General features: G+C 71.0%; 23 protein-coding genes. 14 read left to right on the forward strand and 9 right to left on the reverse strand.

Annotated elements, in window-relative coordinates:
* Positions 1-452: 452 nt before the first annotated feature.
* Both ACFXKZ_RS36360 and ACFXKZ_RS36365 read right to left on the reverse strand, forming a co-directional pair.
* On the reverse strand, positions 453-815 hold the full coding sequence (locus ACFXKZ_RS36360) for a DoxX family protein (RefSeq protein ID WP_380006673.1): 363 nt from the start codon (positions 813-815) through the stop codon (positions 453-455).
* Between the two features lie 138 nt (positions 816-953).
* The gene (locus tag ACFXKZ_RS36365) at positions 954-1,466 is read right to left on the reverse strand and encodes a cupin domain-containing protein (RefSeq protein WP_380006676.1); all 513 of its coding nucleotides are present in this window, start codon (positions 1,464-1,466) and stop codon (positions 954-956) included.
* Positions 1,467-1,561: 95 nt separating this feature from the next.
* Between ACFXKZ_RS36365 and ACFXKZ_RS36370 the strand changes: the two genes are divergently transcribed.
* A complete protein-coding gene (locus ACFXKZ_RS36370; RefSeq protein ID WP_380006879.1) occupies positions 1,562-2,413 on the forward strand; it encodes a LysR family transcriptional regulator in 852 nt (283 codons plus the stop codon).
* 556 nt (positions 2,414-2,969) lie between these two features.
* On the opposite strand, the gene ACFXKZ_RS36375 is transcribed toward ACFXKZ_RS36370, so the two are convergent.
* Entirely contained in the window at positions 2,970-3,620 is a 651-nt protein-coding gene (locus ACFXKZ_RS36375) for a response regulator (RefSeq protein ID WP_380006679.1), read from the reverse strand.
* A complete protein-coding gene (locus ACFXKZ_RS36380) occupies positions 3,602-4,822 on the reverse strand; it encodes a sensor histidine kinase (protein ID WP_380006682.1) in 1,221 nt (406 codons plus the stop codon). The genes ACFXKZ_RS36375 and ACFXKZ_RS36380 overlap by 19 nt, the downstream gene beginning before the upstream one ends.
* Before the next feature lie 109 nt (positions 4,823-4,931).
* Here ACFXKZ_RS36380 and ACFXKZ_RS36385 point away from each other — a divergent pair, with 109 nt between their 5' ends.
* The 6 genes from ACFXKZ_RS36385 to ACFXKZ_RS36410 all read left to right on the forward strand — a co-directional run bounded on the left by ACFXKZ_RS36385 (position 4,932) and on the right by ACFXKZ_RS36410 (position 12,436).
* The gene (locus tag ACFXKZ_RS36385) at positions 4,932-5,705 is read left to right on the forward strand and encodes an ABC transporter ATP-binding protein (protein ID WP_380006685.1); all 774 of its coding nucleotides are present in this window, start codon (positions 4,932-4,934) and stop codon (positions 5,703-5,705) included.
* Entirely contained in the window at positions 5,684-8,125 is a 2,442-nt protein-coding gene (locus ACFXKZ_RS36390) for an ABC transporter permease (RefSeq protein ID WP_380006688.1), read from the forward strand. Before ACFXKZ_RS36385 ends, ACFXKZ_RS36390 begins: the two co-directional genes overlap by 22 nt.
* Before the next feature lie 424 nt (positions 8,126-8,549).
* Positions 8,550-9,383 (forward strand): trypsin-like serine peptidase, encoded by an 834-nt coding sequence (locus ACFXKZ_RS36395; RefSeq protein ID WP_380006691.1) that lies wholly within the window; start codon positions 8,550-8,552, stop codon positions 9,381-9,383.
* Positions 9,384-9,679: 296 nt separating this feature from the next.
* A complete protein-coding gene (locus ACFXKZ_RS36400; RefSeq protein ID WP_380006694.1) occupies positions 9,680-10,024 on the forward strand; it encodes a restriction endonuclease in 345 nt (114 codons plus the stop codon).
* Positions 10,024-10,404: a hypothetical protein gene (locus tag ACFXKZ_RS36405; RefSeq protein ID WP_380006697.1), complete on the forward strand. Its 381-nt coding sequence runs from the start codon at positions 10,024-10,026 to the stop codon at positions 10,402-10,404. Before ACFXKZ_RS36400 ends, ACFXKZ_RS36405 begins: the two co-directional genes overlap by 1 nt.
* A gap of 475 nt (positions 10,405-10,879) precedes the next feature.
* Positions 10,880-12,436, forward strand: a complete 1,557-nt coding sequence (locus tag ACFXKZ_RS36410; protein WP_380006700.1) for a glycosyl hydrolase family 18 protein — start codon at positions 10,880-10,882, stop codon at positions 12,434-12,436.
* A gap of 408 nt (positions 12,437-12,844) precedes the next feature.
* Here the strand turns inward: ACFXKZ_RS36410 and ACFXKZ_RS36415 are convergent, their stop codons facing one another.
* Together ACFXKZ_RS36415 and ACFXKZ_RS36420 are read right to left on the reverse strand one after the other, a co-directional pair.
* The gene (locus ACFXKZ_RS36415) at positions 12,845-13,327 is read right to left on the reverse strand and encodes a ricin-type beta-trefoil lectin domain protein (RefSeq protein ID WP_380006703.1); all 483 of its coding nucleotides are present in this window, start codon (positions 13,325-13,327) and stop codon (positions 12,845-12,847) included.
* A 27-nt stretch (positions 13,328-13,354) separates the two neighbouring features.
* A complete protein-coding gene (locus tag ACFXKZ_RS36420) occupies positions 13,355-13,564 on the reverse strand; it encodes a hypothetical protein (RefSeq protein ID WP_380006706.1) in 210 nt (69 codons plus the stop codon).
* 168 nt (positions 13,565-13,732) lie between these two features.
* On the opposite strand from ACFXKZ_RS36420, the gene ACFXKZ_RS36425 reads away from it, so the two are divergent.
* Positions 13,733-14,317, forward strand: coding sequence for a snapalysin family zinc-dependent metalloprotease (locus ACFXKZ_RS36425; RefSeq protein WP_380006709.1), 585 nt, complete (start codon positions 13,733-13,735; stop codon positions 14,315-14,317).
* Between the two features lie 249 nt (positions 14,318-14,566).
* On the opposite strand, the gene ACFXKZ_RS36430 is transcribed toward ACFXKZ_RS36425, so the two are convergent.
* Together ACFXKZ_RS36430 and ACFXKZ_RS36435 are read right to left on the reverse strand one after the other, a co-directional pair.
* A complete protein-coding gene (locus ACFXKZ_RS36430) occupies positions 14,567-15,442 on the reverse strand; it encodes a hypothetical protein (protein ID WP_380006712.1) in 876 nt (291 codons plus the stop codon).
* Between the two features lie 10 nt (positions 15,443-15,452).
* Positions 15,453-15,902 carry a papain-like cysteine protease family protein gene (locus ACFXKZ_RS36435; RefSeq protein ID WP_380006715.1) on the reverse strand — a complete coding sequence of 150 codons (450 nt, stop codon included), beginning with the start codon at positions 15,900-15,902 and terminating at the stop codon, positions 15,453-15,455.
* A gap of 276 nt (positions 15,903-16,178) precedes the next feature.
* Here ACFXKZ_RS36435 and ACFXKZ_RS36440 point away from each other — a divergent pair, with 276 nt between their 5' ends.
* The 4 genes from ACFXKZ_RS36440 to ACFXKZ_RS36455 all read left to right on the forward strand — a co-directional run bounded on the left by ACFXKZ_RS36440 (position 16,179) and on the right by ACFXKZ_RS36455 (position 21,072).
* The gene (locus ACFXKZ_RS36440; protein ID WP_380006718.1) at positions 16,179-17,111 is read left to right on the forward strand and encodes a carbohydrate kinase family protein; all 933 of its coding nucleotides are present in this window, start codon (positions 16,179-16,181) and stop codon (positions 17,109-17,111) included.
* Between the two features lie 200 nt (positions 17,112-17,311).
* Positions 17,312-19,435: an HAD-IIB family hydrolase gene (locus ACFXKZ_RS36445; RefSeq protein ID WP_380006721.1), complete on the forward strand. Its 2,124-nt coding sequence runs from the start codon at positions 17,312-17,314 to the stop codon at positions 19,433-19,435.
* 134 nt (positions 19,436-19,569) lie between these two features.
* Positions 19,570-19,848 (forward strand): hypothetical protein, encoded by a 279-nt coding sequence (locus ACFXKZ_RS36450; protein ID WP_380006724.1) that lies wholly within the window; start codon positions 19,570-19,572, stop codon positions 19,846-19,848.
* 390 nt (positions 19,849-20,238) lie between these two features.
* Positions 20,239-21,072, forward strand: coding sequence for a hypothetical protein (locus tag ACFXKZ_RS36455; RefSeq protein ID WP_380006727.1), 834 nt, complete (start codon positions 20,239-20,241; stop codon positions 21,070-21,072).
* 18 nt (positions 21,073-21,090) lie between these two features.
* On the opposite strand, the gene ACFXKZ_RS36460 is transcribed toward ACFXKZ_RS36455, so the two are convergent.
* On the reverse strand, positions 21,091-21,405 hold the full coding sequence (locus ACFXKZ_RS36460) for a hypothetical protein (protein WP_380006730.1): 315 nt from the start codon (positions 21,403-21,405) through the stop codon (positions 21,091-21,093).
* A 116-nt stretch (positions 21,406-21,521) separates the two neighbouring features.
* On the opposite strand from ACFXKZ_RS36460, the gene ACFXKZ_RS36465 reads away from it, so the two are divergent.
* Both ACFXKZ_RS36465 and ACFXKZ_RS36470 read left to right on the forward strand, forming a co-directional pair.
* A complete protein-coding gene (locus ACFXKZ_RS36465; protein ID WP_380006733.1) occupies positions 21,522-23,483 on the forward strand; it encodes a hypothetical protein in 1,962 nt (653 codons plus the stop codon).
* Positions 23,484-23,678: 195 nt separating this feature from the next.
* Entirely contained in the window at positions 23,679-24,146 is a 468-nt protein-coding gene (locus ACFXKZ_RS36470; protein ID WP_380006735.1) for a hypothetical protein, read from the forward strand.
* Positions 24,147-24,332 lie beyond the last annotated feature (186 nt).

Raw genomic sequence — 24,332 nt, forward strand, 5'->3', positions numbered from 1 at the left:
TCGCGAGGCCGGTGACGGTCGTTCCGAACCGCCGAGGTTCGCGGTGACGAGGGCGCCGGCCCGGTTGGCCCGGGCGGCCCGGCCGGCCGGTCGGGCCGCGGCGGCCAACTCCCCGTCGCTCGTGTCGAGTTGCCTGGCGACCAGCGTCACCAGGTCGGTGTGGTCGCCACGCCGCGTGGCCATCGGGTCGCGGCTCATGCGCCCCGCGTCCAGACGTGTACCCGGATCCGGACCGCGCAACTGTGCCGACAGCAACTCCGTTCACCAGGCGACGCGTTCGCCCAGGGCCTCGTGAGAGCGCGAAGAGTGCGAGTGGTGACCGCGTGGGTGTGGTTGACGCGGTCGAGGTGGTCGAACGCGGCGACCACCTGCGGACTGCTCGGCTTCTGCCCCCGCTCAACGGGGCGACCTCGGCCGTACCGGCCCGCCGCATCACGAAGTTCCCCGCTCGATCACAGCTGGGCGGTGGCGAGCCAGATGGTCGCGGCGGCAGCGGTGACGAGCCCGATGTTGAGGATGATTCGGCGGTCTTCGCCGGTCAAGTGGACGGCGATCGCGCCTATTTGCAGCAGGGTGAACCCGATGGCCGCGGCGGGGGCCGCCCAGGGGGCGATGCCGGTCGCCGGCGGGAGGAGCAGGCCGACGGCGCCCAGCACTTCGACCGTTCCCAGTGCCCTGACGGCGGGCAGCGGTATCCGGTCCACCCAGGCCATCATCGGCCGGAGCAGCTTGGGGCTGCGGACCATTTTGAGCCCACCCGCGTAGAGGTAGAAGGAGGCGAGCAGGCCGGCGACGATCCAATAGGCGATGTTCATGATCTCCGTTCGGGGTCACCGCATGGGGGTGACCCGCCGGGTCCGGGGCGGCCCGGAGGTCGTGGATGGGCGTGTGTGAGCGATCCGGGCGCCGAAGGGCTGCCGAGGGATTGAGGGCGCCCGGTCACGCCACCGGCTTCAGGCGAAGTCGGTGGTGGCCACGGTGGCGTAGCGGCTCATCGTCTCGAGGCCGGCCCGTGGCGCCGGCGGTCCGCCGTCCGCGGTCAGGGTCTGGAGGTCTCGGAAGTACTGCACGTAGAGGTCGGGGGTGAACATGCTGAGCAGGACGGCGGGTTGGTCGGTCGGGTTGGCGAAGGTATGCGGGGCTCCGCGCGGGACGACCACGAGTGTGCCCGCGGTCGCCTCGTGCCGCGTGTCCCCGATGGTGAACACCAACGTGCCCGAGACGATGTAGAAGCCCTCGTCGTGCAGGGCATGGCGGTGTTGCGGCGGCCCCGAGGTGTGCGGGGCGAGGATGGATTCGGTGACCCCGAGACGGTGCTCCGTGTGGCTGCCGTCCTCGAGGACTCGCATGCGCGTGGTGGCCATGATGATCACCTCGCCGTCGTCGGGGCCGACCACCGAGACACCGGGGTGGGTGGCCTGCGGTTCACCGGATTTCGCTTCAGCGGATGTGTTCTCGTAGGACATGCTCCAAGTGCACCGCCGGGGCTCCGCCGCTGTCCAAGACCCATTCCGGCGCGCCGATACCGTACGGGTATCGTTGCAGCGTGGAGCTACGTACCCTGCGCTACTTCGTGGCGGTCGCCGAAGAACTCCACTTCGGCCGGGCCGCGGCTCGGCTGCACATGAGCCAGCCGCCGCTGAGTCGGGCGATCAAGCAGTTGGAGACCGAGATCGGGGCCGCGCTGTTCGCCCGCTCGCCCGGCGGCGTCACGCTCACGCCGGTGGGGGCGATACTGCTCGACGAGGCGCGGGCGCTGCTCGGGCAGGCCGACCTCCTCCGCGCGCGCGTGGTGGCGGCGGCCGGCCTGGCGGGGATCACCGTGGGCATCCTGGGGGACAGCAGCGATCCCGGCATCACCAGGCTGGCCACCGCCTTCCGCCGCAGTCATCCCGGTGTCGACATCCGCATCCGCGACGCGGACCTGACCGACCCGACCTGTGGGTTGCGCGCCGGGTTGGTCGATGTGGCCCTGACGCGTGCGCCGTTCGACGAGACGGCCTTGACGCTGCGCGAGTTGCGCGCGGATCCGGTCGGTGCGGTACTGCGCGCCGACGATCCGCTGACCCGACGCGACCGTCTGGAGATTGCCGATCTGGGCGACCGTCGCTGGTTCCAGTTCCCACCGGGCACCGATCCGATCTGGCAGTCGTACTGGAACGGCGGCGAGCCGCGCGAGGGCCCGGTGGTGCGCGTCGTCCAGGAGTGTGTGCAGGCCGTGCTCTGGAACAGCACCGTCGGGCTGGCTCCGCTGGGACACGGCCTGGCGGAGAACGTGCTACCCGAGAACCTGACCGTGGTTCCGCTGGTCGACATGGCGCCGAGCCGGGTGGTCGTGGTGTGGAACGACGGCGACGGCAACCCGTTGATCCGCTCCTTCGTCGAGATCGCGACGGCGGCGTACCGCCGCTGAGCACGCGAGTGGTCACGGCCCGGCCGCCGTGGGGTTCGCGTGCGGTGCGCGCAGGGTTCGAGCATCGATGTGGCCGGACTCGATCCCGCCGGCGACGGCCTTTCCGGGATTCGGGGTCTGCGGGGCGGCGCTCCGGGCGTTCCGGTGCCGCTCGTCCCGGCGATGCGGTGGCCGTCGGGGCCCGCGAGGTGTGCGACCGTTGCGGCGACGTCGTCCGGGTTCATGTGTGGCGCGCCGCCGCCTGCGGGGCCAGGAACACCGCGCGTACATGCACCGCGATCGTGTGGTCCACCTCCGCCGGCGGGATCGGTCGTGGCGGTGGCGGCGGCGCGGGTTTCGTCGGCCTCGCGGAAGAGCCATGCCGCCGCGCAGTGGGCAGTTCGGTGAGCGGCCCGTACCCGAGGTGCCGCGTCAGGCGTGGGTCTTCTCATTCGTGGCGCCCGGTGGCGGAGCATGCGGCTTTCCCCGGTGGATCGAGGTGGTCGGACAGTCTTGATGCGCCGGGCGAGCGGGTGGCCGGGTGCTCTCGACGTGCCGGCCGCGTTGCGCGGGTGCTTCAGCCGCGTAGGTAGGCCAGGACGGCCAGGACTCGGCGGTGGTCGTCGGGGGCCGGGGGGAGGTCGAGTTTGGTCAGGATGCTTGCGATGTGTTTGGCCACGGCGGCTTCCGTCACCACCAACGCGCGCGCGATGGCGGCGTTGGAGCGTCCCTCGGCCATGTGGGCGAGGACCTCCCGCTCGCGCGGAGTCAGGCGCCGCAGCGGATCACGTCGACGCGCCAGGAGTTGGCGCACCACCTCGGGGTCGACCACGGTTCCACCCCCGGCGACACGAGTCAGGGCGTCGGTGAACTCCTCGACATCGCCGATGCGTTCCTTCAGCAGATATCCCATGCCCGAGGCGCCACGCGCGTCGAAAAGCTCCTCCGCGAAGGTCTGCTCGACGTACTGGCTCAGTACCAGAACGGCCAACGACGGCATCGTCGCCTGGAGTTCGCGCGCGGCGCGCAGCCCTTCGTCGGTGAAGTCGGGTGGCATGCGCACGTCGGCGATCACCACATCGGGGCGATGCTCCCGCGTGGCCGCGATCAGCGAAGGACCGTCGCCCACTGCCGCGGCCACTTCGTGGCCGAAACGCTCGAGCAGTCCCACCAGCCCCTCGCGCAACAGCACGGCGTCCTCCGCGAGCACTACTCTGAGGCCGGACACGGGATCTCCACTCGCAGCAGGGTCGGGCCACCCATCGGGCTGGACAACAACATTCTGCCGTCGAGAACCGCGAGTCGATCGACCAGACCCGTCAGCCCGGTGCCCGCCTCCGGGTCGGCACCGCCCGCACCGCCGTCACGCACCTCCAACGCCAGCAGCCCGTCGGCCACCCGCCCGCGGACCGCGCACCGTTGCGCGCCGCTGTGCTTGGCCACGTTCGCCAACGCCTCGCACACCACGAAATAGGCGGTCACCTCCACCGCCGCGGGCAATCGCCCGGCCACTTCGACATCGACGTCGACCGGGACCGGCGAGCGCCCCGCGACATCGCGGACGGCGGCCGGCAGTCCCCGTTCGGTGAGCACTTGCGGGTGCACGCCGCGGATCAGCTCACGCAGGTCGGTCAGCGCCGCCCGCGCCATCTCGTGTGCCTCCCGGACCTGATGGGCGGCGGGCGACCCGGGCGGCAGGTCGAGCGAGGCCAGGCCCAACTTCATGCTCAACGCGACCAGGCGCTGCTGCGCGCCGTCGTGCAGATCGCGCTCGATCCGCCGGCGCTCCGTCTCGAACGCGTCGACCAGACGCGCCCTGGATCGCACCACCTCGATCAACTCCGCCTCGCGAGGCGCGAGCACGGCACGCGTCATCGTCGCCCGCACGCCCGCCCACGCCGCGATCAGGAACAGCGCGACGGGCAGCAGTACGACCCCCACCAACGGCAGCACCACCGCCATCCACAACGGCGCCGTGGGCTGCAGCGGCGCCGAGACCAACAGCCCAGGAATCACCAACGCCACCGACGCGATGCCCAGATCCACCCACCACAGCGCGAGCAACGACACCAGCGCGTAGCCGAGTTCGCGTCGCCCGGCGGGCTCGCGCAGCCGCGCCCGCACACCGCCCGACCGCTCCGGCGGCGCGAGGGCAGCGCCGATGAGCCGCAGCCGCCACCGCTCGAACGGCGCGGCGGCGAACGCCATGCACGCGAGGGCAACGAGCCCCAGCGACGCGGTGAACACCGGGCCGACCGACGTCTCCCACGTCGTGACGCCGACGGCCACGACCGACGTCACGGTCACCACCACGACCGCCCCGACGACCCAACTCGCCCCGAGATAGGACAGGGCCCGCCATGGCACCGGAGACACCAGGAACCGCACCGGTCGCCGACCGATCGAGTCCCATGAGGCTTGCGCGAACATACGACGACGTTAGCCGGCGCGCGACGGCCGCGTCGGTAGTGCCAGGGCTAGTTCCACTCTCGCCCTGGCACCAATGTGCCGGCCGTTCGCCGACGGTTTCCTGGAGGGCATGACCACAGCGACATCCACACCGACGGGCCCGGCCGTGCGCCTGCTCCGCGTGACGAAGACGCACCACGCGGGCGCCCAGCGGGTCACCGCGCTCGACGGCGTCACCCTCGACTTCCCGCGCGGCACGCTGACGGCGGTGATGGGCGCCTCCGGCTCGGGCAAGTCCACGCTGTTGCAATGCGCGGCCGGCATCGACCGCGCCGACGGCGGCGAGATCCGGGTCGACGGCGTCGACGTGCGCGCCCTCGACGAGCACGAGTCGACGCTGTTTCGGCGCTCGCGCGTCGGCTTCGTCTTCCAGTCCTTCAATCTGGTCTCCGCGCTCACCGCCGAGCAGAACATCGCCCTGCCGCTGCGCCTGGCCGGGCGCCGCCCCGACCCGGCGCGCGTCGCGGCGGCCCTGGCCGAGGTGGGGCTCGCGGACCGGGCCCGCCATCGACCGGCCGAGTTGTCCGGCGGGCAGCGACAACGCGTCGCCATTGCCCGCGCGTTGATCACCCGGCCCGCGGTGGTCTTCGCCGACGAGCCGACCGGCGCGCTCGACTCGAAGGCATCGCGCGACGTCCTGCGCCTGCTGCGCGAGATCGTGGACGCGCGCGGTCAGACGGTGGTGATGGTCACGCACGACCCGACCGCCGCCGCCTTCGCGGATCGAGTGGTACTGCTCACCGACGGCCGCGTGGCCGACGAGATCCATCGCGGCGCGGACGGGGCCGGCATCTCCGCCGAGACCATCGCGGCCCGTATGGCATGGCTGGAGGAGTTGTGCTGACCCTCGCCACCATGCGGGCCCGGTGGGTGTCGTTCCTCGGCTCCTTCATGGGCCTCGGGCTGGGCGTGACGATCCTCGCGACGACGGGCGTGGTGCTGCTGTCCTCGGGCCCCGAGACCCCGGAGCGGTTCGCGGCCGCGCCGGTCCTCGTACGCAGCGGTGAGGCCCGGCAGCCGGCGCCTCCGTTCGACGACGGCCCCCCGTGGTCGGCGGAACGGGCTCGGCGGCTCGCGGATCGTCTCGCGGCCGTGCCCGGAGTCGGGCGTGTCGTGGTGGACCGCTCGTTCTACGCCCAGGTGGTGATCGGTGGTCGCCCCGCGGGCGATCCCCGGTTCGACGATCCGTTGGGGCACGGTTGGTCGAGCGCCGCGCTCGCGGCCCACGCGCCGGTCGCGGGGCGGCCACCCGTCACCGACCACGAGGTGGTGCTCGACCGCCGGCTCGGGCCGCGCCCCGGCGATACGGTCACCGTGCTCACCGCGTCCGGACCCGCGCCCTACACGGTGTCGGGTCTCGTCGACGGCCCCGGCATCTACCTGACGGACGGCCAGGCGGATCGACTCGCAGGCGGTGTACGCGTATTGGGCCTGCTCGCCGGCGCCGGCGCGACGCTCGACCCGGCGGCGGTGCGGGCGGTGGTGGGCGCGGAGGGGCGGGTGCTCACCGGCTCCGACCGCGCCGAACTGGAACCGGGCCACGCCGCGTTCACCCGGTGGGTGGGCCTTCAGGTGCTGTCCGCCATGGCGGCTCTGGCCGCGTTCACGACCGTGTTCGTCGTGGCGTCCACGTTCGCCCTCTCGGTCGCGGGGCGTCGACGCGAGTTCGGTCTGCTGCGCACCATCGGCGCCACGCCGAAGCAGGTTCGGCGCGCGCTGTTCGCGGAGGCGGGCGCCGTCGCCGCGCTCGCGGCCGGGCTCGGGGTCGTGCTCGGAGGGGCCCTGTCTCCCACGTTCGCCGCCGTTCTGGTCGATCTCGGGTTCGAGCCAGAGGGCTTCACGGTCGAGGTCGGCGTGTTGCCCCTGGTCGGCGCGTTCGCGCTGGGCATGGTCGTGGCCATGGCGGGAGTGTGGTCGGCGTCCCGTCGCGCCGCGCGGATCGCGCCCTTGGAGGCCCTGCGCGAGGCCGACGTGGACAACCGGCCGATGTCGCGCGGGCGCGTCGTCGGTGGGCTGTCGTTCGTGGCCCTCGGCGTGGTCTCGGCGGCGGTCACGGCGACGGCCGACCCCCGAGCGCTCGCGGATTTCGGGCTGTATCCGCCGATGGCCCTCATCGTCGGGCTGACCATGCTCGCCCCGGCGGTGGTGCCTGCCGTGGTGCGGGTGCTCACGTGGCCGCTGTCGCGAGGCGCCGGGGCGATCGGGTTGCTCGTACGCGAGGGCATGCTGACGGCCGTGCGCCGCACCGCCGCCACCGCGGCGCCGGTGCTTGCCACGGTCGGCCTGGCGGTGCTGATCACGGGCATGGTGGCGACCACGGCCCAGTCCTACGAGGCGCGGCGGGTGGCATCGGTGCGCGCCGAGCGCGTGATCGTGCCCGATGACGCCCCGGGCCTGACGGACGCCGCGGTGGCCGAGGTGGCGGGCACCCCCCTGACACCCACGACGGTCTACGGCGACAAGGGCGTGGTCGTCGAGGCGGCGGGTGTGGTCACCGACGAATTCGCCGCCATCGGCGACCGGATCGAGGCTCGACAGGGCTCCTTCGCCGAGTTGCGGGGTCCCACCACGATGGCGGTGTCCGAGAGCGCCGCCGCGCGCCTGGGGTGGCGACACGGCGGCGACGCGCGGGTGACCTTCCGCGACGGCGCCACCGAGACGATGCGCGTGGTCGCCGTGCTCGCCGACCGGTCGACGCCCTATGACGTCCTGTTTCCGCGCGGGACCGTCCGCGCCCACGATCCCTCGGCCCTGACGGCGGCCGTCTTTCGCGCCGGCGCCGATCCCGCGCCGGCGCCACTGGGCGGCAAGGAGGTGAGCGTCGCCGCCTACGCCTCGTCGGCCGACGCCGAGGAGCAACGCCTCGTGTGGATCTTCACCGTGCTGCTCGTGGTGGTCTCCGTCGGCTACACGGCCATCGCGATCGCGAACACCCTGATGACGGCCACCGCCGATCGGCTGCCCGATCTGCGCGTCCTGCGCCTTTCCGGCGCGACCGTCCGCCAGGCGCTGTGCGCCATCGCCGCCGAGTCGGCCATCGTCGTGACCATGGGCACGGCGCTCGGCGCGGTCGTCGCCGTACCGTCGCTGCTGAGCCTGCGTTCGGCGCTGAGCGATCTCGGCGGCACCTCGGTCCCCCTGGTGGTGCCGTGGCCGCTCGTCGGTGGCGTCATCGCCACATGCCTCACGGCCGCCCTGACCGCCTCCGTCGGCCCCGCGTGGATGGCCCTCCGCCCCAACCGCCACCGAATACCCGCAGGATGAACCAGCCCACCCCACCCACCGGTCCGGGCCAGGCAACCGGAGGGCATCGACGACTTCGACTCCACCGGTCGGGGCAGCGAGATCCTCGCCGCGGTCGACCGGGCCGGCAGGCGCCACCGGCGACAGTCGGGTGTGTTCTTCCTCGCTCACGACGACGAAACCGTCGGCGCGGCGCAACGGACGGGATCCTCGTGGGAGTTCGAGTCCGGGTCGTCGGCACCTCGACGACGGCATCGAGGTGTTCGCGCTGCGGCAGCGATTCCGGTGGCATCGGCCGAACCGGGTTCGGCGATGGTCGGTGTGCGCAAAGAAACACCCAACTCACTTTGTTTACTTGTCTCTTGGGTGTCGAAGCCTCAACAATGCGCATGCACCACACAATTGCGCTCCTTCATCGTCCCCACCCTCAAAAGGGGAACCTCACATGAAGAAGTCCCTCGTCGGCGCACTCGGCGTCGTCTGTGCCCTGCTGTTCGCGGTCGCGGGCACGGCACCCGCCGTCGGCGCCCCGCCGGCCACCGTCAAGGCGGTCAACTTCGCCGGTACAGTGGCGCTGAGCAACTGTTCGGGATCCGTGATCCGGATGCCCAACTCGCAGCCGGGCGACCCCGCGCTCGTCCTCTCCAACGGCCACTGCCTCGAGACCGGATTCCCCGGTGCCGGGGAGGTCATCACCGACCAGCCGTCGTCCCGCACCTTCTCGCTGCTCGGCGCCTCCGGTTCCAGGGTCGCCACCCTGCGGGCCCACAAGGTCTCGTACGCCACGATGACCGACACGGACATCTCGATCTACGAGCTCACCCAGACCTACGCACAGATCCAAAGGTCGTATGGGATCAGCGCACTGACCCTCAACGACCGCCACCCGGTGGCCGGTTCGGCGATCAAGGTGGTTTCCGGGTATTGGAAGCGGATTTACAGCTGCAACGTGGACGGCTTCGTGTATCGCCTGAAGGAAGGCGACTGGACCTGGCGGGACTCGGTCCGCTACACGTCGTCCTGCAACACCATCGGCGGTACGTCCGGCTCGCCGGTGATCGACACGACGACGGGCAAGGTCGTCGCCGTCAACAACACCGGCAACGAGGATGGCGCCACCTGCACGGTGAACAACCCGTGTGAGGTCGACGAGAACGGCAACGTGACCATCCATCAGGGCATCAACTACGCCCAGGAGACGTACATCATCGTGCCCTGCATAGGTATCGGCAACAAGGTCGACCTGAGCCTGCCGGGCTGCACCCTGCCCAAGCCCTGACGACGCCCACGGAGACGGCCGCGGTTCCGGTCCGTCGACATCACCGCACCTCGTGAGCCCTGCGTGGCAGGCGGGGTGCGGTGGTCGGGGGACGTCGATGGTGATCACGTCCCCGAACTGTCTCCGAGGTGGCGGCGGTTCCGGCCCGGTTTCGGAAGCCGGCGGATTTCCTGCGGATCATCCACCAGAGCGGACTCGGGTGTTTTCGACGACGGGGGATCGCCATGACGCAGCCGCAGGGGCGTGGATCGACAACCGGGGCGCCGCGAGCGACGGGTGGACGGACGGCGTCGATCGTGGCGGCGGCGATCCTGGTGACGGTGACGGTGGCGTTCGTCGTCGGGGGCGTGTGGGCGGCGCTCGGGGTGACGCCGGCCGCCGCGTCGGCGGGGGTGGGTCGGTGGTTGTGGTGCGCTCACCACGCCGCGCGGATCGAGGACGAGCGGTGGCGACACCAGGACGCCGTGGCCGCGGGACGACGGCGGACCCTGGCGGAAGTGGACGCGCTCACCGGCCCGCAGTTCGAGGAACTCGTGGCCGAACTGTGCCGCCGCGACGGCTGCACGCAGGTGCGTCGGGTCGGCGGTTCCGGGGACAACGGCGCCGCGACCCGCGACCCCTGCACGACGATGCCCACCTGATGTGGGCGCTGCGCCTGCGGCTGCCCGACGTCCTGTTCGACACCACCGTCGACGCGCACGGCGTCCACGCCCGCCTCCACGACGGAGCCCGGTCCTGGGCGACGATCTCCACGCCGCCGAACGGGGGCGCGCTCGCCGCGCAGGGCGGTCCGCGCCGACTCGTCGACGAACTCGAAGCCGCGTGGGACGCGTGGATGGCCGACGGCGCCATCGGCCTGTACGACCACGGCATGACCGTCACGGCCGACGACGAACAGTTCGTCTGGGCGGGCGACCCCGACACCGGCACCCGATGGCGCCTTCCCGTACCCGCACCCGCACCACAGCGGCACCCTGCCGGGGCCCGGGGTCGGGTAGAGCCGGCCTGTGTGCGGATGTAGGTGTACCCGGCAGCGGCGACCGCGTCGAGGCTGTTGATGTCGGCCACACCGGCGTTGTCCTCGCGGCCGGCGTGCCAGTAGAGCTGGAGCGGAACCGTGCCGCGGCCTCCAGGTCCGCGTAGACCCACGGCTCGTATCGGATGAGCAGGTAGCCGGGCGCGGCGCTTTGGTCGTCGACCGGGGTGGCGGCGGTGAAGTTGTCCCCGCGTTGCCACATCCACCACAGCTTCAGCCGGTACACACCGCCGCCCGCGTGCGCGGCGCCGCGCCGCCGGGGCCGGATCAGAGCCGTTCGAGCCGCCGAGGTTCGTCGAACACGAGAAGCTCTGGTCCAGACCAATCTGGTACAGACCATTGACCGGTGGTTCGGACCCTTCCTAGGCTCGGGCAGCCGCGACGGGGTGTGTCGTAGCTCTCGACACGCCTGCGCGGCGACGCAGTCCCCGTACGTTCGGACCGAGTTCGAGGAGTTCCCTTGAGCACAGGCACCGCACGACCCGTCACGCACACGCGAGACCCCGATCGGCCGGGCGCCAGGCGCGGCCGGATGCTCATCGCTCTGCTCACGGCCCTGCTGTTGCCCCTGGGTGCCCTGGTCGGCCTGACCGGACCGGCCCATGCCGAGGGCACCGGCGGCTCGGAGACGTCCGACCAGGTCGCCGACCGGGGCCGGGACCGGCCGCCGACCGCGCCGGGCAGGCCCCACGCGAGCCACGTCACCGATACGTCGGTCGCACTCTCCTGGCGCGCGGCCAGGGACGACCGGGGCGTGCGGAACTACGACGTGCTGCGCGACGGCGTCAAGGTCGCCACCGTTCGGCACACGTCCTACGTCGACCGCGGCCTCAACACCGGAACCGGCTACACCTACACCGTCGTCGCGCGCGACACGAAGGATCAGGTCGGTCCCGCAAGCGCCCCCGCGAAGGTGCGCACCACCGGCGAAGCGAAGGTCAAGCTGGGCTACTTCACCAACTGGGGCCCCTACCTGGCCAAGAACATCGACACGTCCGGCACGGCTCGCAACATCACCCACATCAACTATGCGTTCGGCAACGTGGTGGACGGCAAGTGTGTGGTCGGCGATCCCTGGGCCGACTACCAGAGGCCCTACACCGCCGCCGACAGCGTCGACGGTGTCGCCGACACCGCGGAGCAGCCGCTGAAGGGCCACTTCAACCAGCTGCGTGAGCTGAAGAAGAAGTACCCGAACATCAAGGTCCTCTACTCGTTCGGCGGCTGGACCTGGTCCGGCGGCTTCACCCAGGCCGCGCAGAACCCGGCCGCGTTCGCCGAGTCGTGCCACAGCGTGGTCGAAGACCCGCGCTGGGCCGACGTGTTCGACGGCATCGACCTGGACTGGGAATACCCGAACGCGTGCGGCCTGACCTGTGACGCGAGCGGCTTCGGGTCGATCAAAACCCTGCTGGACGCCACCCGTGCCCGCTTCGGCGCCGGCAACCTGGTCAGCGCCGCCATCACGGCCGACGCCGTCCCGGGAGGCAAGCTCGACGTCGCCGACTACGGCGGCGCCTCGGGGGCCGTGGACTGGTACAACGTCATGACGTACGACTTCTTCGGTCCGTGGATGGCGCAGGGCCCGACCGCCCCGCACTCACCACTGACGTCGTACCCGGGCATCCCCGTGCCGAACTTCAACTCGGCCGACGCCATCGCCAAGCTCCGGACGAAGGGCGTACCCGCGAAGAAGCTGCTGCTCGGCATTCCCTTCTATGGTCACGGCTGGACGGGCGTCACGCAGAGCGAACCGGGTGGCACCGCGACCGCGCCGGCATCGGGTGACGGCAGCTACCGCGCGCTCAAGGTGCGTTGCCCCGCCACCGGACTGGCCGGCGGCACCTCGTACGGCCACTGCGGCAACGAATGGTGGGGCTACGACACGCCGGCCAGCCTCGCCGTCAAGACGAAGTGGGCCAAGGAACAGAAGCTGGGCGGCGCCTTCTTCTGGGAACTGAGCGGCGACACCGACAACGGCGAACTCGCCGCAGCCCTCAACGGCGGACTGGGATAGCCCAGCCTCCGAGAAAGGTCGCGGCCGGGCCGAGCGGGGCCGGTCGCGACCGGGGGCTCACGCTCCGGGCTTCACAAGACCGGTCCGGTGGGCGATGACGACGAGTCGGTCACGGTCGCGCGCCGTCGGCGAAGTGTCGTCGGATGGGGGTACGTTGCGTCGGGTCATGGGATACGACATCAAGGAGCATTCGTCGTGACTTCCGGGGCGGCTCCGGTGACCGGCCCCGACGGATGGGCTGCCGTCCCGACCGATACCTCCGGGCTCGCGCCGGCCGGTGCGGCTCGCGACATGGTTGTGTGCTGTGGGTACCGCCGACGCCACCAGGACGATCACGGGTGCCCATAGGCAACGCGGCGCCGTGCCCGGGGCGGCCGTCGGCACGCCCCGGGCACGGTGGTTGTGACGTCAGGCGAGTGCGAGGCTGATCTGGTCGTTGAAGATCACCCAGTGCTGGCCGCGGTCGGCGGTGTCGCACGGCTTCGTGGAGATGTTCGGGGTTCCCCAGGCGTTGGCGAGGCAGTAGCCGGGGGCGAAGGTGAGCGCGATCTGTTGGCCCGAGACGCTCCAGTACTGTCCCTGGTCCTTGGGGGCGCACGCTTTGGTGGCGACGTCCGGGGTGTTCCACGCGTTGGCCAGACAGTAGGCACGCGCTTCGGTGAGGGAGATCTGCTGGCCCGACACGGTCCAGTGCTGGCCGCGGTCGGCGGTGTCGCACGGCTTCGTGGAGATGTTCGGAGTGCCCCAGGCGTTGGCGAGGCAGTAGAGGCCCGGTGTGCGCGGAGTGGGGTCGGCGACGGCGTCGGAGGCCCCCGCTCCGCCCACGGGCAGGAGGGAGGCGGTCAGGGTCAGCGCGGTGATGGCGAGCGTCTTGCGGAATGCGATGGCCATGAGGCTGGTTCCGTTCTCGCTATAAGGTCATGCGTTGTCGTGCTCGATCGAGAATGGGCATTGATGAATGAGACGGCGATAATCACCGGGTGCTTCGAACGGCAGCGATGCCGGCCGCCGTCCGTGCGTCGACGGGGCGAGCGGGTCGTACGCGTAGTACACCGAACCGTTGCCGACGAACTCGACGAACTCGACGAACTCGACGAACCCGGCGGAGCCGGGCACCTTGCCGTCCATCCCGCCGAGCCGCGTCTTGGCTTCTGTGTGTCGATGTTATGGCCGACTGGTATGCCTGCGAATCCACGAGCACGCACATACTCCCAACGACGCAACGAGTCGACAGGTCACCGACACCCCGGGACCTGTGCTCCACCCGCCACGGACAAGTCGAGCGGAAGGACGCATATGCCCCCCTCCAAGTGGTTCGCGGCGGTCGGGACCGCCGCGGTCGTCACCATGGTCATGGCGCCTGTGGAGCAAGCCGCGGCCGCGCCGTCCAACGCCGCCGCCCCGAACAGCGTTTCGGCGGCGACGACCCTCTACTACGACGACTCCCGAGCCGGTGGTTGGGAAGCGGCCATCACCGCCGGAGTCGCTTCCTGGAACGCGAACGTCACCAACGTGAAGCTGATCAAGGCGCCACCCGGTACCCGTGCCCAGATTCGGATCACCGCCACCAACGGTTGGCCGCAGGCGAGCCTGGGCCCGGTCCGCCCGGGTGGACAGGCGTGGGTGGAACTCGGCAGCCAGGCGGTCGACCAGGGTTACGACAAGACCCGCATAGCCGCCCACGAGATCGGGCACAACCTGGGCCTCCCGGACAACAAACCGGGTCCGTGCTCCAAGCTGATGTCGGGCTCCAGCGCGGGAGTCGGCTGTAGGAAGCCTGTTCCCGACGCGGCCGAACGGTCCCGGGTCGAGTCCGCCTACGGTGGCCGTGCCGCCGCGCAGACCCCGGCCGACGGCCGGGTGCTGGTCGACGTGCCCTGAGGTCCCGCTTCGACGGCCCACACGAGTGATACGCCTCCGATCCGGTGCGCGACGCCCGTCGCAGGACACAATGACCGTCTACCGAGGCACCGGAAGGCCTGGCGTGGCATGGAGTTCGTGATCACGCCGGGCCGCCGTTCCGGGGCCGGACGCGGTCCATGGCGCAGGACCTCCTCCCACCCCGACCCCCGCCACGACGGCGTCCACCCCGAGGTGCCGGGAGCGGGGGAGGGGTGAGCGGGACCGGGTTCAGCCGGTGTCGGCCCGTCGGCGCCGGTGGAGGACGACGGCTCCGCCCGTGAGGGCGAGGGCCGCGCCGGACGCGGCGAACAGCGGGGTGGAGGACGACGCTTCGTCCGTGGCGTGCCGGGGGTTGTAGCCGCTGGAGTACCCCTTCGTGTCGTACTCCGAGCCGGGTAGTTTGTCGGCGTAGCGGGCCTTGACCAGCTTCTGGTAGTCGCCGAGCGACACCGACGCCCGGCCGCCCAGTCCCTCCCGGGCCTGGTCGTTGAGCGGCTCGACGGTGTCGAGCCTGAGCTGGTACCAGCCGCGGATTTGCGGTTCGGTGAAGACCAGAGTGCCGACGGTTGCCTTGCCGGCGTAGCCGGCGTCTCCGTCTCCGTCGCGGATGGCCGCCAGGTGCCAGCCGCCGCCCTGGGTGGGGGCGAGCATGACGGTGGCGGTGCGGCCGTTGACGGTGGCGCTCAGCGAGGAGAGCAGGCTCGTCAGTTTGACGGCCTCGGTGGGCAGGGGCGGGGCGGTGCCCGCGACGAATCCGGCAGTGATCTCGTTCAGTGCCACCGGGTCCTTGATGGTGAAGGCCGGGAGGCCCTGGCACGGTTCGGCTGTGTCGGGGATGGTCTGCACCGTCCCGGCGGCGCCGGCGGGGATCGGAGTGCTCAGGAAGCGGCAGACCGAGTCGCGGACGGCGGGGGACTTCACCGCGTCGAGGGCGGCCTGGTAGTCGGGGATGTCGGCGGGGAGCGGGTCCTTGGCCGGGGCCGCGTGGGCCGCGCCGGCGACGGACAACAGGACGGACGCGCTCGATGCGAGTACGAAGGACAGAAGGGAGAAGCGAAAGCCGGTTCGTTTGCCGGGCGTTGTGGTGCCGCTGGTGTCGCGCATGTCGCCTGCCTTAGCCGGAGATGCCGATGCGGGAGTGCGTCCACTTCGACGAGCTGTTGCTCACGTAGTCGGCGTAGTTCCACCACGTGTACGTGGCGGTGTCCGGCCATGGGTCGGCCACGGCGATCGTGTTGCGCGACGTGTCGAAGCCGTAGACCACGTTCATGTGGCCACCACCGGAGGTCCACCCGATGCGGGCACCGATCGGCCGGGCCGCCTTGACCTCGGTGTACACCTGGTTGAATGTGGCGGCGCTGTTCAGTCCCGAGCCGGGGTGGGTCATGCCCAGGCTGTTCCAGCCCCGGGCCATGTCGTCGAGTGTGGCGGGCTGGTTGTTGCAGCCGTAGTAGGGCTGTGCGCGGGTGCAGAAGTCCGTCTGCGTGGAGCCGAACCCCTGGAACTTGGCGATGGTCAGGCCGGAGGCGACCCAGCACCACTGGGTTTTCTCCTGTTTGTACATGGTGATGGTGTCCTGACCCGCTTCCGCGTGAGCAGTACCTCCCGCGAGCGCACACAACCCCAAGGCGGCCGGCACAATGGCCGTTGCCGCGATTCCGTACCTGAATCTGCCCATGTTGCTGCCTTCCCGTGATGAGACGAGCGGGGCAATCTGGCGCGAATATGACATCACATCACGTTGACGTGACAAAGGGGCATTACGGCAACTTCATTCCAATAGACTATTTACCTGATAATTGTATATACAAGAAATCTCTCGGGGCGAGATGATGCGGGCGTGGGCATCTCCGAGGAACGTCGTGAAGTCCTGGTTGCCGGGGCGTACTTCGCCGACCTGATCTTCCGCGACCTGCCGGGTGAGGCGGCCGTGGGACGCGAGACGTTCGCCGGCGGCTTCGAAATGTTGCCCGGCGGCGCCTTCAATCCGGCATTGGCGTTGCACAGGCTGGGCAACGACGTGGTGTGGGCCACCGACTTCGGCGACGACGAGTTCAGTCGACACGTCCTGGCCGGGGCCCGAGCGGCGGGGTTGGACGAGTCCGGATTCCGTCACCACGCCGGGCCGCTGCGCAGCGTCACGGTCGCGCTGTCGTACGCCGCGGACCGGGCCATGGTCAGCTTCCGGGACCCGACGACGCCCCGCCCGGTGGACGAGTTGGTCCGTGCGTACCGGCCGCGGATCCTGGTCCTGCCCGAACTGCGCCACGGCCCGGGCGTGGCGGCGACACTGGGCGCGGTACGCGCGACGGGCGCGTCGGTCTTCATGGACTGCCAGGACGTCCCGGTCACGCTGGAGACGCCGACCGTGCGCGAAGTCCTGGCACAGGTGGACGTCTTCGCGCCCAACGTGGACGAGGCGCTACGCCTCACGGGGGCCGCCACGGCCGACGACGCGGCCGCGGCTCTCGGCGAACTGGTGCCCACGGTCGTGATGAAGCGCGGTGGACACGGCGCCATCGTGCTGCGGGACGGGCGTCGGTTCGCCGTTCCCGCGGTGCCGGTTCGGGTCGTGGACACCACCGGCTCCGGCGATTGTTTCAACGCCGGATTCGTCCACGGCCTGCTCGCCGACTGGGACGTGACCCGGTGCCTGGCCGCGGCGGTGGCCTGCGGATCGGCGGCCGCCACCTCGCCCGGATCGCGCGGGGCCGTCACGGTCGGCGAACTGTCCGCGTGGCTCGCGATGGTCGAACCCGTGACGTCGATCTGAGCACGACAGCCCGGGTATCGCCCCCGGCGGTCGCCGAACTCCCTACAGTGTTCTTCGTTCTACGCGTGTCGGCGTTCGCGCCGCCGTCGCCCGACCGCGCTCCCGAGCCGCGGGGCGCATCCGGCTTCCCGGCCGGCACGGTCGCGCACGGTTCGCACACGGGGTATCTCGTGGCGTCCGTATCGAGTGGGGGAGCGCCGATGAGAGTCCTGGTCACCGATCTGGACGGCACGTTGTTGGGCGGGACCGACACCGAGCGCCTTCGGCTGCGCCGGGTCCTGTCGCGCCACCCCGAGATCACCCTGGTGTTCGCGACCGGCCGCGCACTGCCCTCGGTGCGTCGGGTGCTCGACGATCCGCTCGTGCCCAGGCCTCGGTGGATCGTCGCCGATGTCGGGGCCACCGTGGCCGACGGCACGGACCTGAGCCCGGTGGCGGACCTGCAGTCCCGATTACGCGAGGGCTGGCCCGGTGCGGCCCGCGTCCGTGCGGCGCTCTCGGGGTTCCCCGCCCTGGCGTACCAGGAGGGAGTGGTCCAACAGGGACGATGTTCGTTTCACCTGCCCCCCGAAGAGCTGACCGGGGAACTCACGCGCGCGGTGGCCGCGCTGGGCTGCTCGTGGGCGTACTCGGCCGATCGCTACTTCGACGTCCTGCCTCCCGGAGCGGGCAAGGGCGCGGCGGTACGGGCGCTGGCGCGGCGGCACGGCTGGGCATGGGACGACATCCTGGTCGCCGGCGACTCGCTCAACGACCTGTCGATGTTCGAGATCGGCGCGCACGGTGTGGTGGTCGCCGGCTCCGAGCCCGGCCTGGACCGGGCGCTCGCCGGCGACGAGAAGGTGTACCGCGCCGAGCACCACGGCGCTGCCGGCATCCTCGCCGGGCTCGCGAACCTGGGTTGGACGGCGCCCGGGCACGCGGTGGTTGTGGGCTATCACCGCCCACCCCGGGAATGGACGTCGGCCGGGTGGCGGCCCCCGGCCAGCCCGAACGGGATCCTGCCGACACTGTGCGCGGTCCTGGGCACCGAACACGCGGACGCCCGCGACGTTTCGGCCCTGTGGGTGGCCGGGTCGGTGGCCGAACAGGCGCCGCCCGATCCGGAGCCGAGAGCCGCCGGTCCCGGCCCCGCGTTGTCTCTGGAGCCGTTCGACGTCTCGACGTGGTCGGCGTACTTCCACCGTGCCTGCAAGGAGACACTGTGGCCGGCGCTGATGTCGCAACCCGAACGCATCCGCTTCGACGACGCGGACTGGGACCGATACCGCACCGTGAACCGCCGCTTCGCGGAACACATCGCCGACCGCGCCGCGGAACGGGGCACCGTCTGGCTGCACGACTACAACCTGTGGCTCGTGCCGGGACTCCTGCGTGTCCTGCGACCGGATCTGCGCACGGGCCTGTTCCACCACACACCGTTTCCCCCGGCGTCGGTCTTCGCCGCGCTGCCCGTCGCGGCCGAGGTGCGCGCCTCCCTGACGACACTGGACTGGGCCGGATTCCAAACCGCGCGTTTCGCCGCGAACTTCCGGGCCACACTGGGCAGGACCCGGATCACGCCGAGCGTGGGCGTGCACCCGTTGGGCGTCGACCGCGACGCGATCGACGCCCGGGTCCGGGCCAGGGCACCCCACCCGCCGTCCGCCGCGGGCCACGTGGTCCTCGCGGTCGAGCGCCTGGACTACGCCAAGGCCCCCGAGCGCAAGGTCGACGCCGTGGGCGCACTCCTCGCCTCCGACCCGGACCTGCGCGGCCGGCTGCGCTTTCGACTCGTATGCCCCCCACCGGAGCCCGGCATCGTCGTCCACGACGCGACCCGGGCCGCGCTCGAACACCGCATCGCCGACATCAACGACAGGTTCGGCGACACGACCTGGCAACCGATCGAGTACCACCCGCGAAACCTGCCCTTCGACGAGATCGTGGACCACTACCTCGCCGCGGACGTGTTCTGGGTGACATCGCTCCAGGACGGAATGAACCTCACCGCCAAGGAATTCGCCGCGGCGCAGTCCGCCGCGCACGGATCCGGGGTCCTGGTTCTCTCCCGCCACGCCGGCGCGGCCGAGGAACTGGCCTGCGGCGCCCTCCTGACGGACCCGCATTCCCCGGCGGACCTCGTGCGGGTCCTGCGCCGGGCGCTGCGCATGCCCCGACGGGAGCGCCGCGCCCGCATGATGCGACTGGACGCGGCCCTCGGCCACGACCACCCCCGCCACTGGGCCGCCGGGATCATCGCCGCCATCCGAGGCCACGCCCAACCGACCCCCACCACCATCGCCCTCCCGACCGTGCCGCACCCGGGGCCGCGATCCGCGTGAACGGCCTGCCCGCCGCGATGATTCTCGCACCCCGCCTCACGACCTGCGGACGCAGAGGGTTACTCTCGCCCCATCAGTTTTGAACGTGTTCAAAACTGATGGGGCGGACTCCACGACGAGGGGTGGTAGCGCGCATGGTGCACGACGTTTCGAGGACTTCCTTCCATCCGGACACTCCGCTCTGGCTCGGGCTTTTCTCCGTGGCCGGGGTGATCTGCTGCCTGACGTGGATGCCGGCGCCCTTCGCCGGCTTCGCCGGCGTCGTGGTCGGCATCGTGAACGTCCGCGAGTCCCGACGAGAGCAAGTCTTCCGGACCCGCGCGCTGTTGGGCCTGCTCTGCTCGTTCGTGGCCTGCCTGTTCTGGATCTGGGTGCTCTGGTTCAGCGGCTGGATGGACTCCGATTACAACTAGCCCGGCCGGCACGGCGACTCGGTCGAAACGGGAGCGAACCACGGTTTCACCACGGGGAATTCATCAGCGAGAGGTGATGTGATGGGCCGCAGGGTGAGCGGGGACGGCGAGGCAGCCATGCGGTGGGCCGGGGCGACCCGAACGACGAGGGCGCCGCAACCTTTGCGCGGGACGACATGGTGGGCGGCTGTGACGGTGGTCGCCTTGGGTGTGGCGGCCGGTGATCACGTGCTGGGATTTCGGGAGGCATTAACGGGGCGGCAGTTCGACGGGGAGGACGGGGCCCGGTGGGCCATCGGGCTCGCCGTCGTCGGGGTTCCGTTCCTGGCGTGGGTGGCTTGTATACGGTCCCACGCTCTGTTTCGCCCGGGTACGCCTTCGCGGGAATTGATGCGTTCGAGCGTGGCGCCCTGGCTGATCCCGTTCCACCAGTGCTGGGCGCCCTTCGGCCTGATGCGGGCGGTCGCGGCGGCGACCACGATCGCCCGGTGGCCGCGCGTCGTAGTGCGGGTGTGGTGGACGTTGTGGATCGGGATGTGGGCGGCCTGGTGGATCTCGGTCGGTGTGGGCATGTCCGCCGACACGGCGGGTCGTGGCGCCGACGGGTGGGTACGCGGGGCCGACGCGACCTTCCGCGGCCTGGCCACCCTCGCCGCGCTCGCCGCGATCGTGCTGGTCATCGCGCTGACCCGGGCCCGACGCGCCCGGCGCGCGGAGCCCCCGGTCGCCCGAACGTGGGCGGAACTGCGCGGGGGCGGGCTCGACTTCGCGAGCCGGGTCTCCGTGGCGGTATGCCTCCTCGCGGCGCTCCCGGTGTGTTGGGTCGGCTCGATATACCTGGGTTCCGGGCCGCTCTCCGTGACGCTCTCCCGCGACGAACTCGTCGGCTCCTGGCACGACGCGGCCGGCGCCCGGGTGACGTTCACGGCCGACGGACGATTCGGCGCGAACGGTCTGCCCGGCTCGTGGTGGCAGCAGGCCGACCCGGACCACCTGCCCGCACCGATCGCCGAGCGCTGGTCGGGGCAGGGCCGCTGGACGTACGAAGAAGGCACCCTCGAACTGACCGGGTACGCCGACGTGGGCCCGCAACCCCCGTCGGCTACACCGGAGTTCGCCCTCCACGAGCTCCGACCGAAGGGCTCACACACGGATCCGCGCCTGGTGGCACACCTGGGCGGCCCCGGCGGAGGCCTTCGCTACGAACTTCGCAAAGCCGAGTAATCACGAATTGATCCGGTCTCAGGTGAGATCGAATGTGGTGTTCACCGAACCATCCCGGCCCTGTGTCTCCGTGAGGATGAGCGTTCCGTCCTTGGCCTCGTCGACCTGCACCAGGAGGTGACCGCGGTCCTCGCCGGGAAACGCGAGGGAGAACAGGGGGTCCATCTCCATGAGGAAGTCCCAGCCTTCACGCCCCGTCGTGTCCAGGGCGATGGAATGCCGGCCGGACGCGTGCCACGCGTTTGCGGCATCGACCGTTATGGTGATGTCGATCTCGTACTCACCGAGGCAGATCGATGTGTTGGCCCACCACTCGAGACGTGCCGAGCCCACGAATCGGTCCATGAGCACACCATGCACTCCGCCCCGAAGCGTGTGCCGCACCGGCCTTGGCATAGTGATGATTCCGTGGGCCGACCGCGGCGGGCCCGCGTCGGTATCGTCGCGGGGTGAAGGATGACGAGGGCGGCCGGGCGTCCGCGGCCGATGTGCTGCTTGTATACGCCGATGTGGCGACGGCCGCGCGGGTCCGCGAGCGTCTCGGGCTGCTGTCGACCGTCGGCTCCGACGTCGAAACCGGCGCCCACAACGCCTCCGCCGACGCCGTGGCAGGCCCGGACCCGGGCACCCCGTTGGCGGAATGGCTGCGGAAGCTCAAGACCCGCCTGGACAGCACGGCACTCGACGGACACTCCCGCAGCGACTGGGACTTGGTCGTAGCGGAGCACCTGCGCGAGCCATACCGCGTCGACATCGCCCGTCGGTTGCTCGTCCACCCCGACTGCCCGACGGACGCCGCCCTCGTCCTGGCCGCCGAGTCGCCGCTCGACGTCACCACGGCTCGCCGGCACACCGCGTTGTGCGCGGCGCTGGACCGGCGCGTACTGACCGCCCGTCGACTCGCCTTCGAGGGCAGACCCGCGTGGCGCGCGCTCAGCACCCTGGCACGGCACGCGCGCGCCGTGTACGCCGAGCCCCGCATCGCATCCCTCGACCGCGTCGTGGACGAAGCGGCCCGCATGCTTCCGGGCCCCGACCCGGCCGCGTGGGCGTGGCTGGCGCAGCACGCCCCGGACTACCCGGGGACGTTCACCGAGTTGTGCGCGGACGCCGCGAGGGCCGCCGGCCCCGACCACCCCGGCGCCGGGGCGCCCCTCGTCGGGTCCGACCCGCCCGATGCCGACACCGTCCATGCCATGGCGCAGCGTTGGGGCCATACGTCCCCGCTCGGACTGCTGGGCCGGCTTCCACCGAACGACGCCGCCGCCGTGCTCGCGGTGCTGCCCTCCGACGCCTGCGACGTGTTCAGGCGGGTCGACGAGCCGCTTGCCGGCCACCTCGTCCTCGCGCTGATGCGAAACCCGGAGCTCGATGCGCGCGCCCTCGTCGGCCGCCTGATCCCCGACCGGGAGACGGAGGGCGTGCTGCTGGCCAGGCACGACCGGCACATAAACGCCGCGCTGCTGGCCGAGTCGTCGGACGCCGCGACCCGGTACGCGGCCTTCGCCGCGACCCGCCGCGACGCGTCGCCCCGAGTGCGGCTGACGGCGTTCGACCGCAGTTTGCTGAACGGGCCGTACGAGGACGGCTACTTGGAGGCGGTGCACGGGCATCACACCGCGTTGCTGCGTCGGGTGCTGCTCCGCCGTGCCGAGGACCTGGGTTCGGCGGGCGTGCTGCGGGGGCTGCTCAGCCTGTGGGAGGCGCAGGGCCGAGGGGCGCTGCTCGACCCCCGGCTGCGGTCGCTGCTGCACCGCTCGTCCACCGCACGACTGGCCCGGCGGTGGGCCCTGAACGCACCCGACGGCCTGGCCCGGTTGCGCGCCGAGACCCTGCGCCGCGAGCATCCGGACGAACGCGTCGCCGCCATCCGCGAACGGCCCGAGCGCGCGGCGCGACACGTTCCGGATGCGTTCTGGCCCGCGGCCGTGGCGGCCCACGAGCGGGAGCCGCTGCCCCGCGCGGCGCTGGTGCTCCTCGCCCGGCATGCGTCGTGTCCCGCCGAACTGCTCCGTGCGGCCGCGGCCGTGGACGACCGGTCGGCCGTCGAACTGGCCGCCGGCGTGCGCGAGCACGCACTCGCGGCGCTCGCCGGGCCGCTCCCGCCCACGTCGCGGGAGGCTCGTCTCGGACTCTGCTGGTTCGGCAACGCCCTCGCCGACGACGTGCTCTCGGTCCGGGAGTTCGTCGAACGCGGCCACCCGGCGGCGCGGTTGCTGGAAGCAGTCGCGGACCTTTCCGGTGTCTTCCCCGACGGGCACGCCGAAGCCTCGGCCGTGCTCGCCGAGCATGCGCGGGCGACGATCGCCGGCGACCCGGAGGCGTGGGCGGTGGCCGTGATGCTGCTGCCGGACTTCAGCGGGACGGTGCCGGAACTGCTCGCGACGGCAGCGGCAGCCGCGTCCGCCTGACCGGCGGCGCCCCCTGCGCTCGTCCGCTTCGGAGGAAAGAGTGCGCTCCATGCCTACGAGGAGGCGCGCTGTGCGAATGACGCGGGCGGCGACCCGGCGACAGGATGGCGATGTCGCCGGGTGAAATTCCGGCGGACGAACCGTACGGCGCATGGCGACCCGAATCTCGAGTCGCCGACCAATCAGGGAGTTTCCATGGCATTGCAGCTGCGCAAAATAGGGGGCATCGTGGCTTCCGGCCTCGCCCTGTCGGCGATTTCACTGGTCGGAGCGTCCCCTGCGTCCGCCGACGCGTCGGACCCGGGCGACGTCGGCACCAGCTCGAGTGACGCGTGGTGTCACTACGCCGCCCCGTGGGGCGGTTCGTTCTACTGCAACAGCGACGTGAAGATCAAATTGCCCAACGGGCATTGGCAAGCCTTCGTCATCGGCACCAATCACGGTACGTACACCCAGTGGAGCTCCGACTCCGGCCTGAGCGGGTGGAAACACCTGGACAACGGCTACTGCACCAGCCCCGGCAACAGCTCCATGGACGTTTGGGACGTCAACGGCTGGGCCTTCAACGTCACCTGCATCGGTATGAACGGCAAGCGCTACTACGACCACCGCTATACCAACGGTAATTGGAGCGGCTGGAGCACCACGCGCATCGGGGCGTAGCGCCCGATCGTATGCCGCGCGGCCACGCGAAGTCCCCTTCGGTTCGCCGAAGGGGACTCCCGCGTGATCGAAATCGGTTACCGAGCTTTTCACGACGTTGTAGTACAGCCTGGCGTAGGAGGCATTGCATTGCTTCCGCATCGGTGAATTCGCGAGCGTGGCCACAAAACACCGCCCCTGCATGTC

The sequence above is a fragment of the Embleya sp. NPDC059237 genome, from assembly GCF_042754105.1.
GTDB lineage: Bacteria > Actinomycetota > Actinomycetes > Streptomycetales > Streptomycetaceae > Embleya.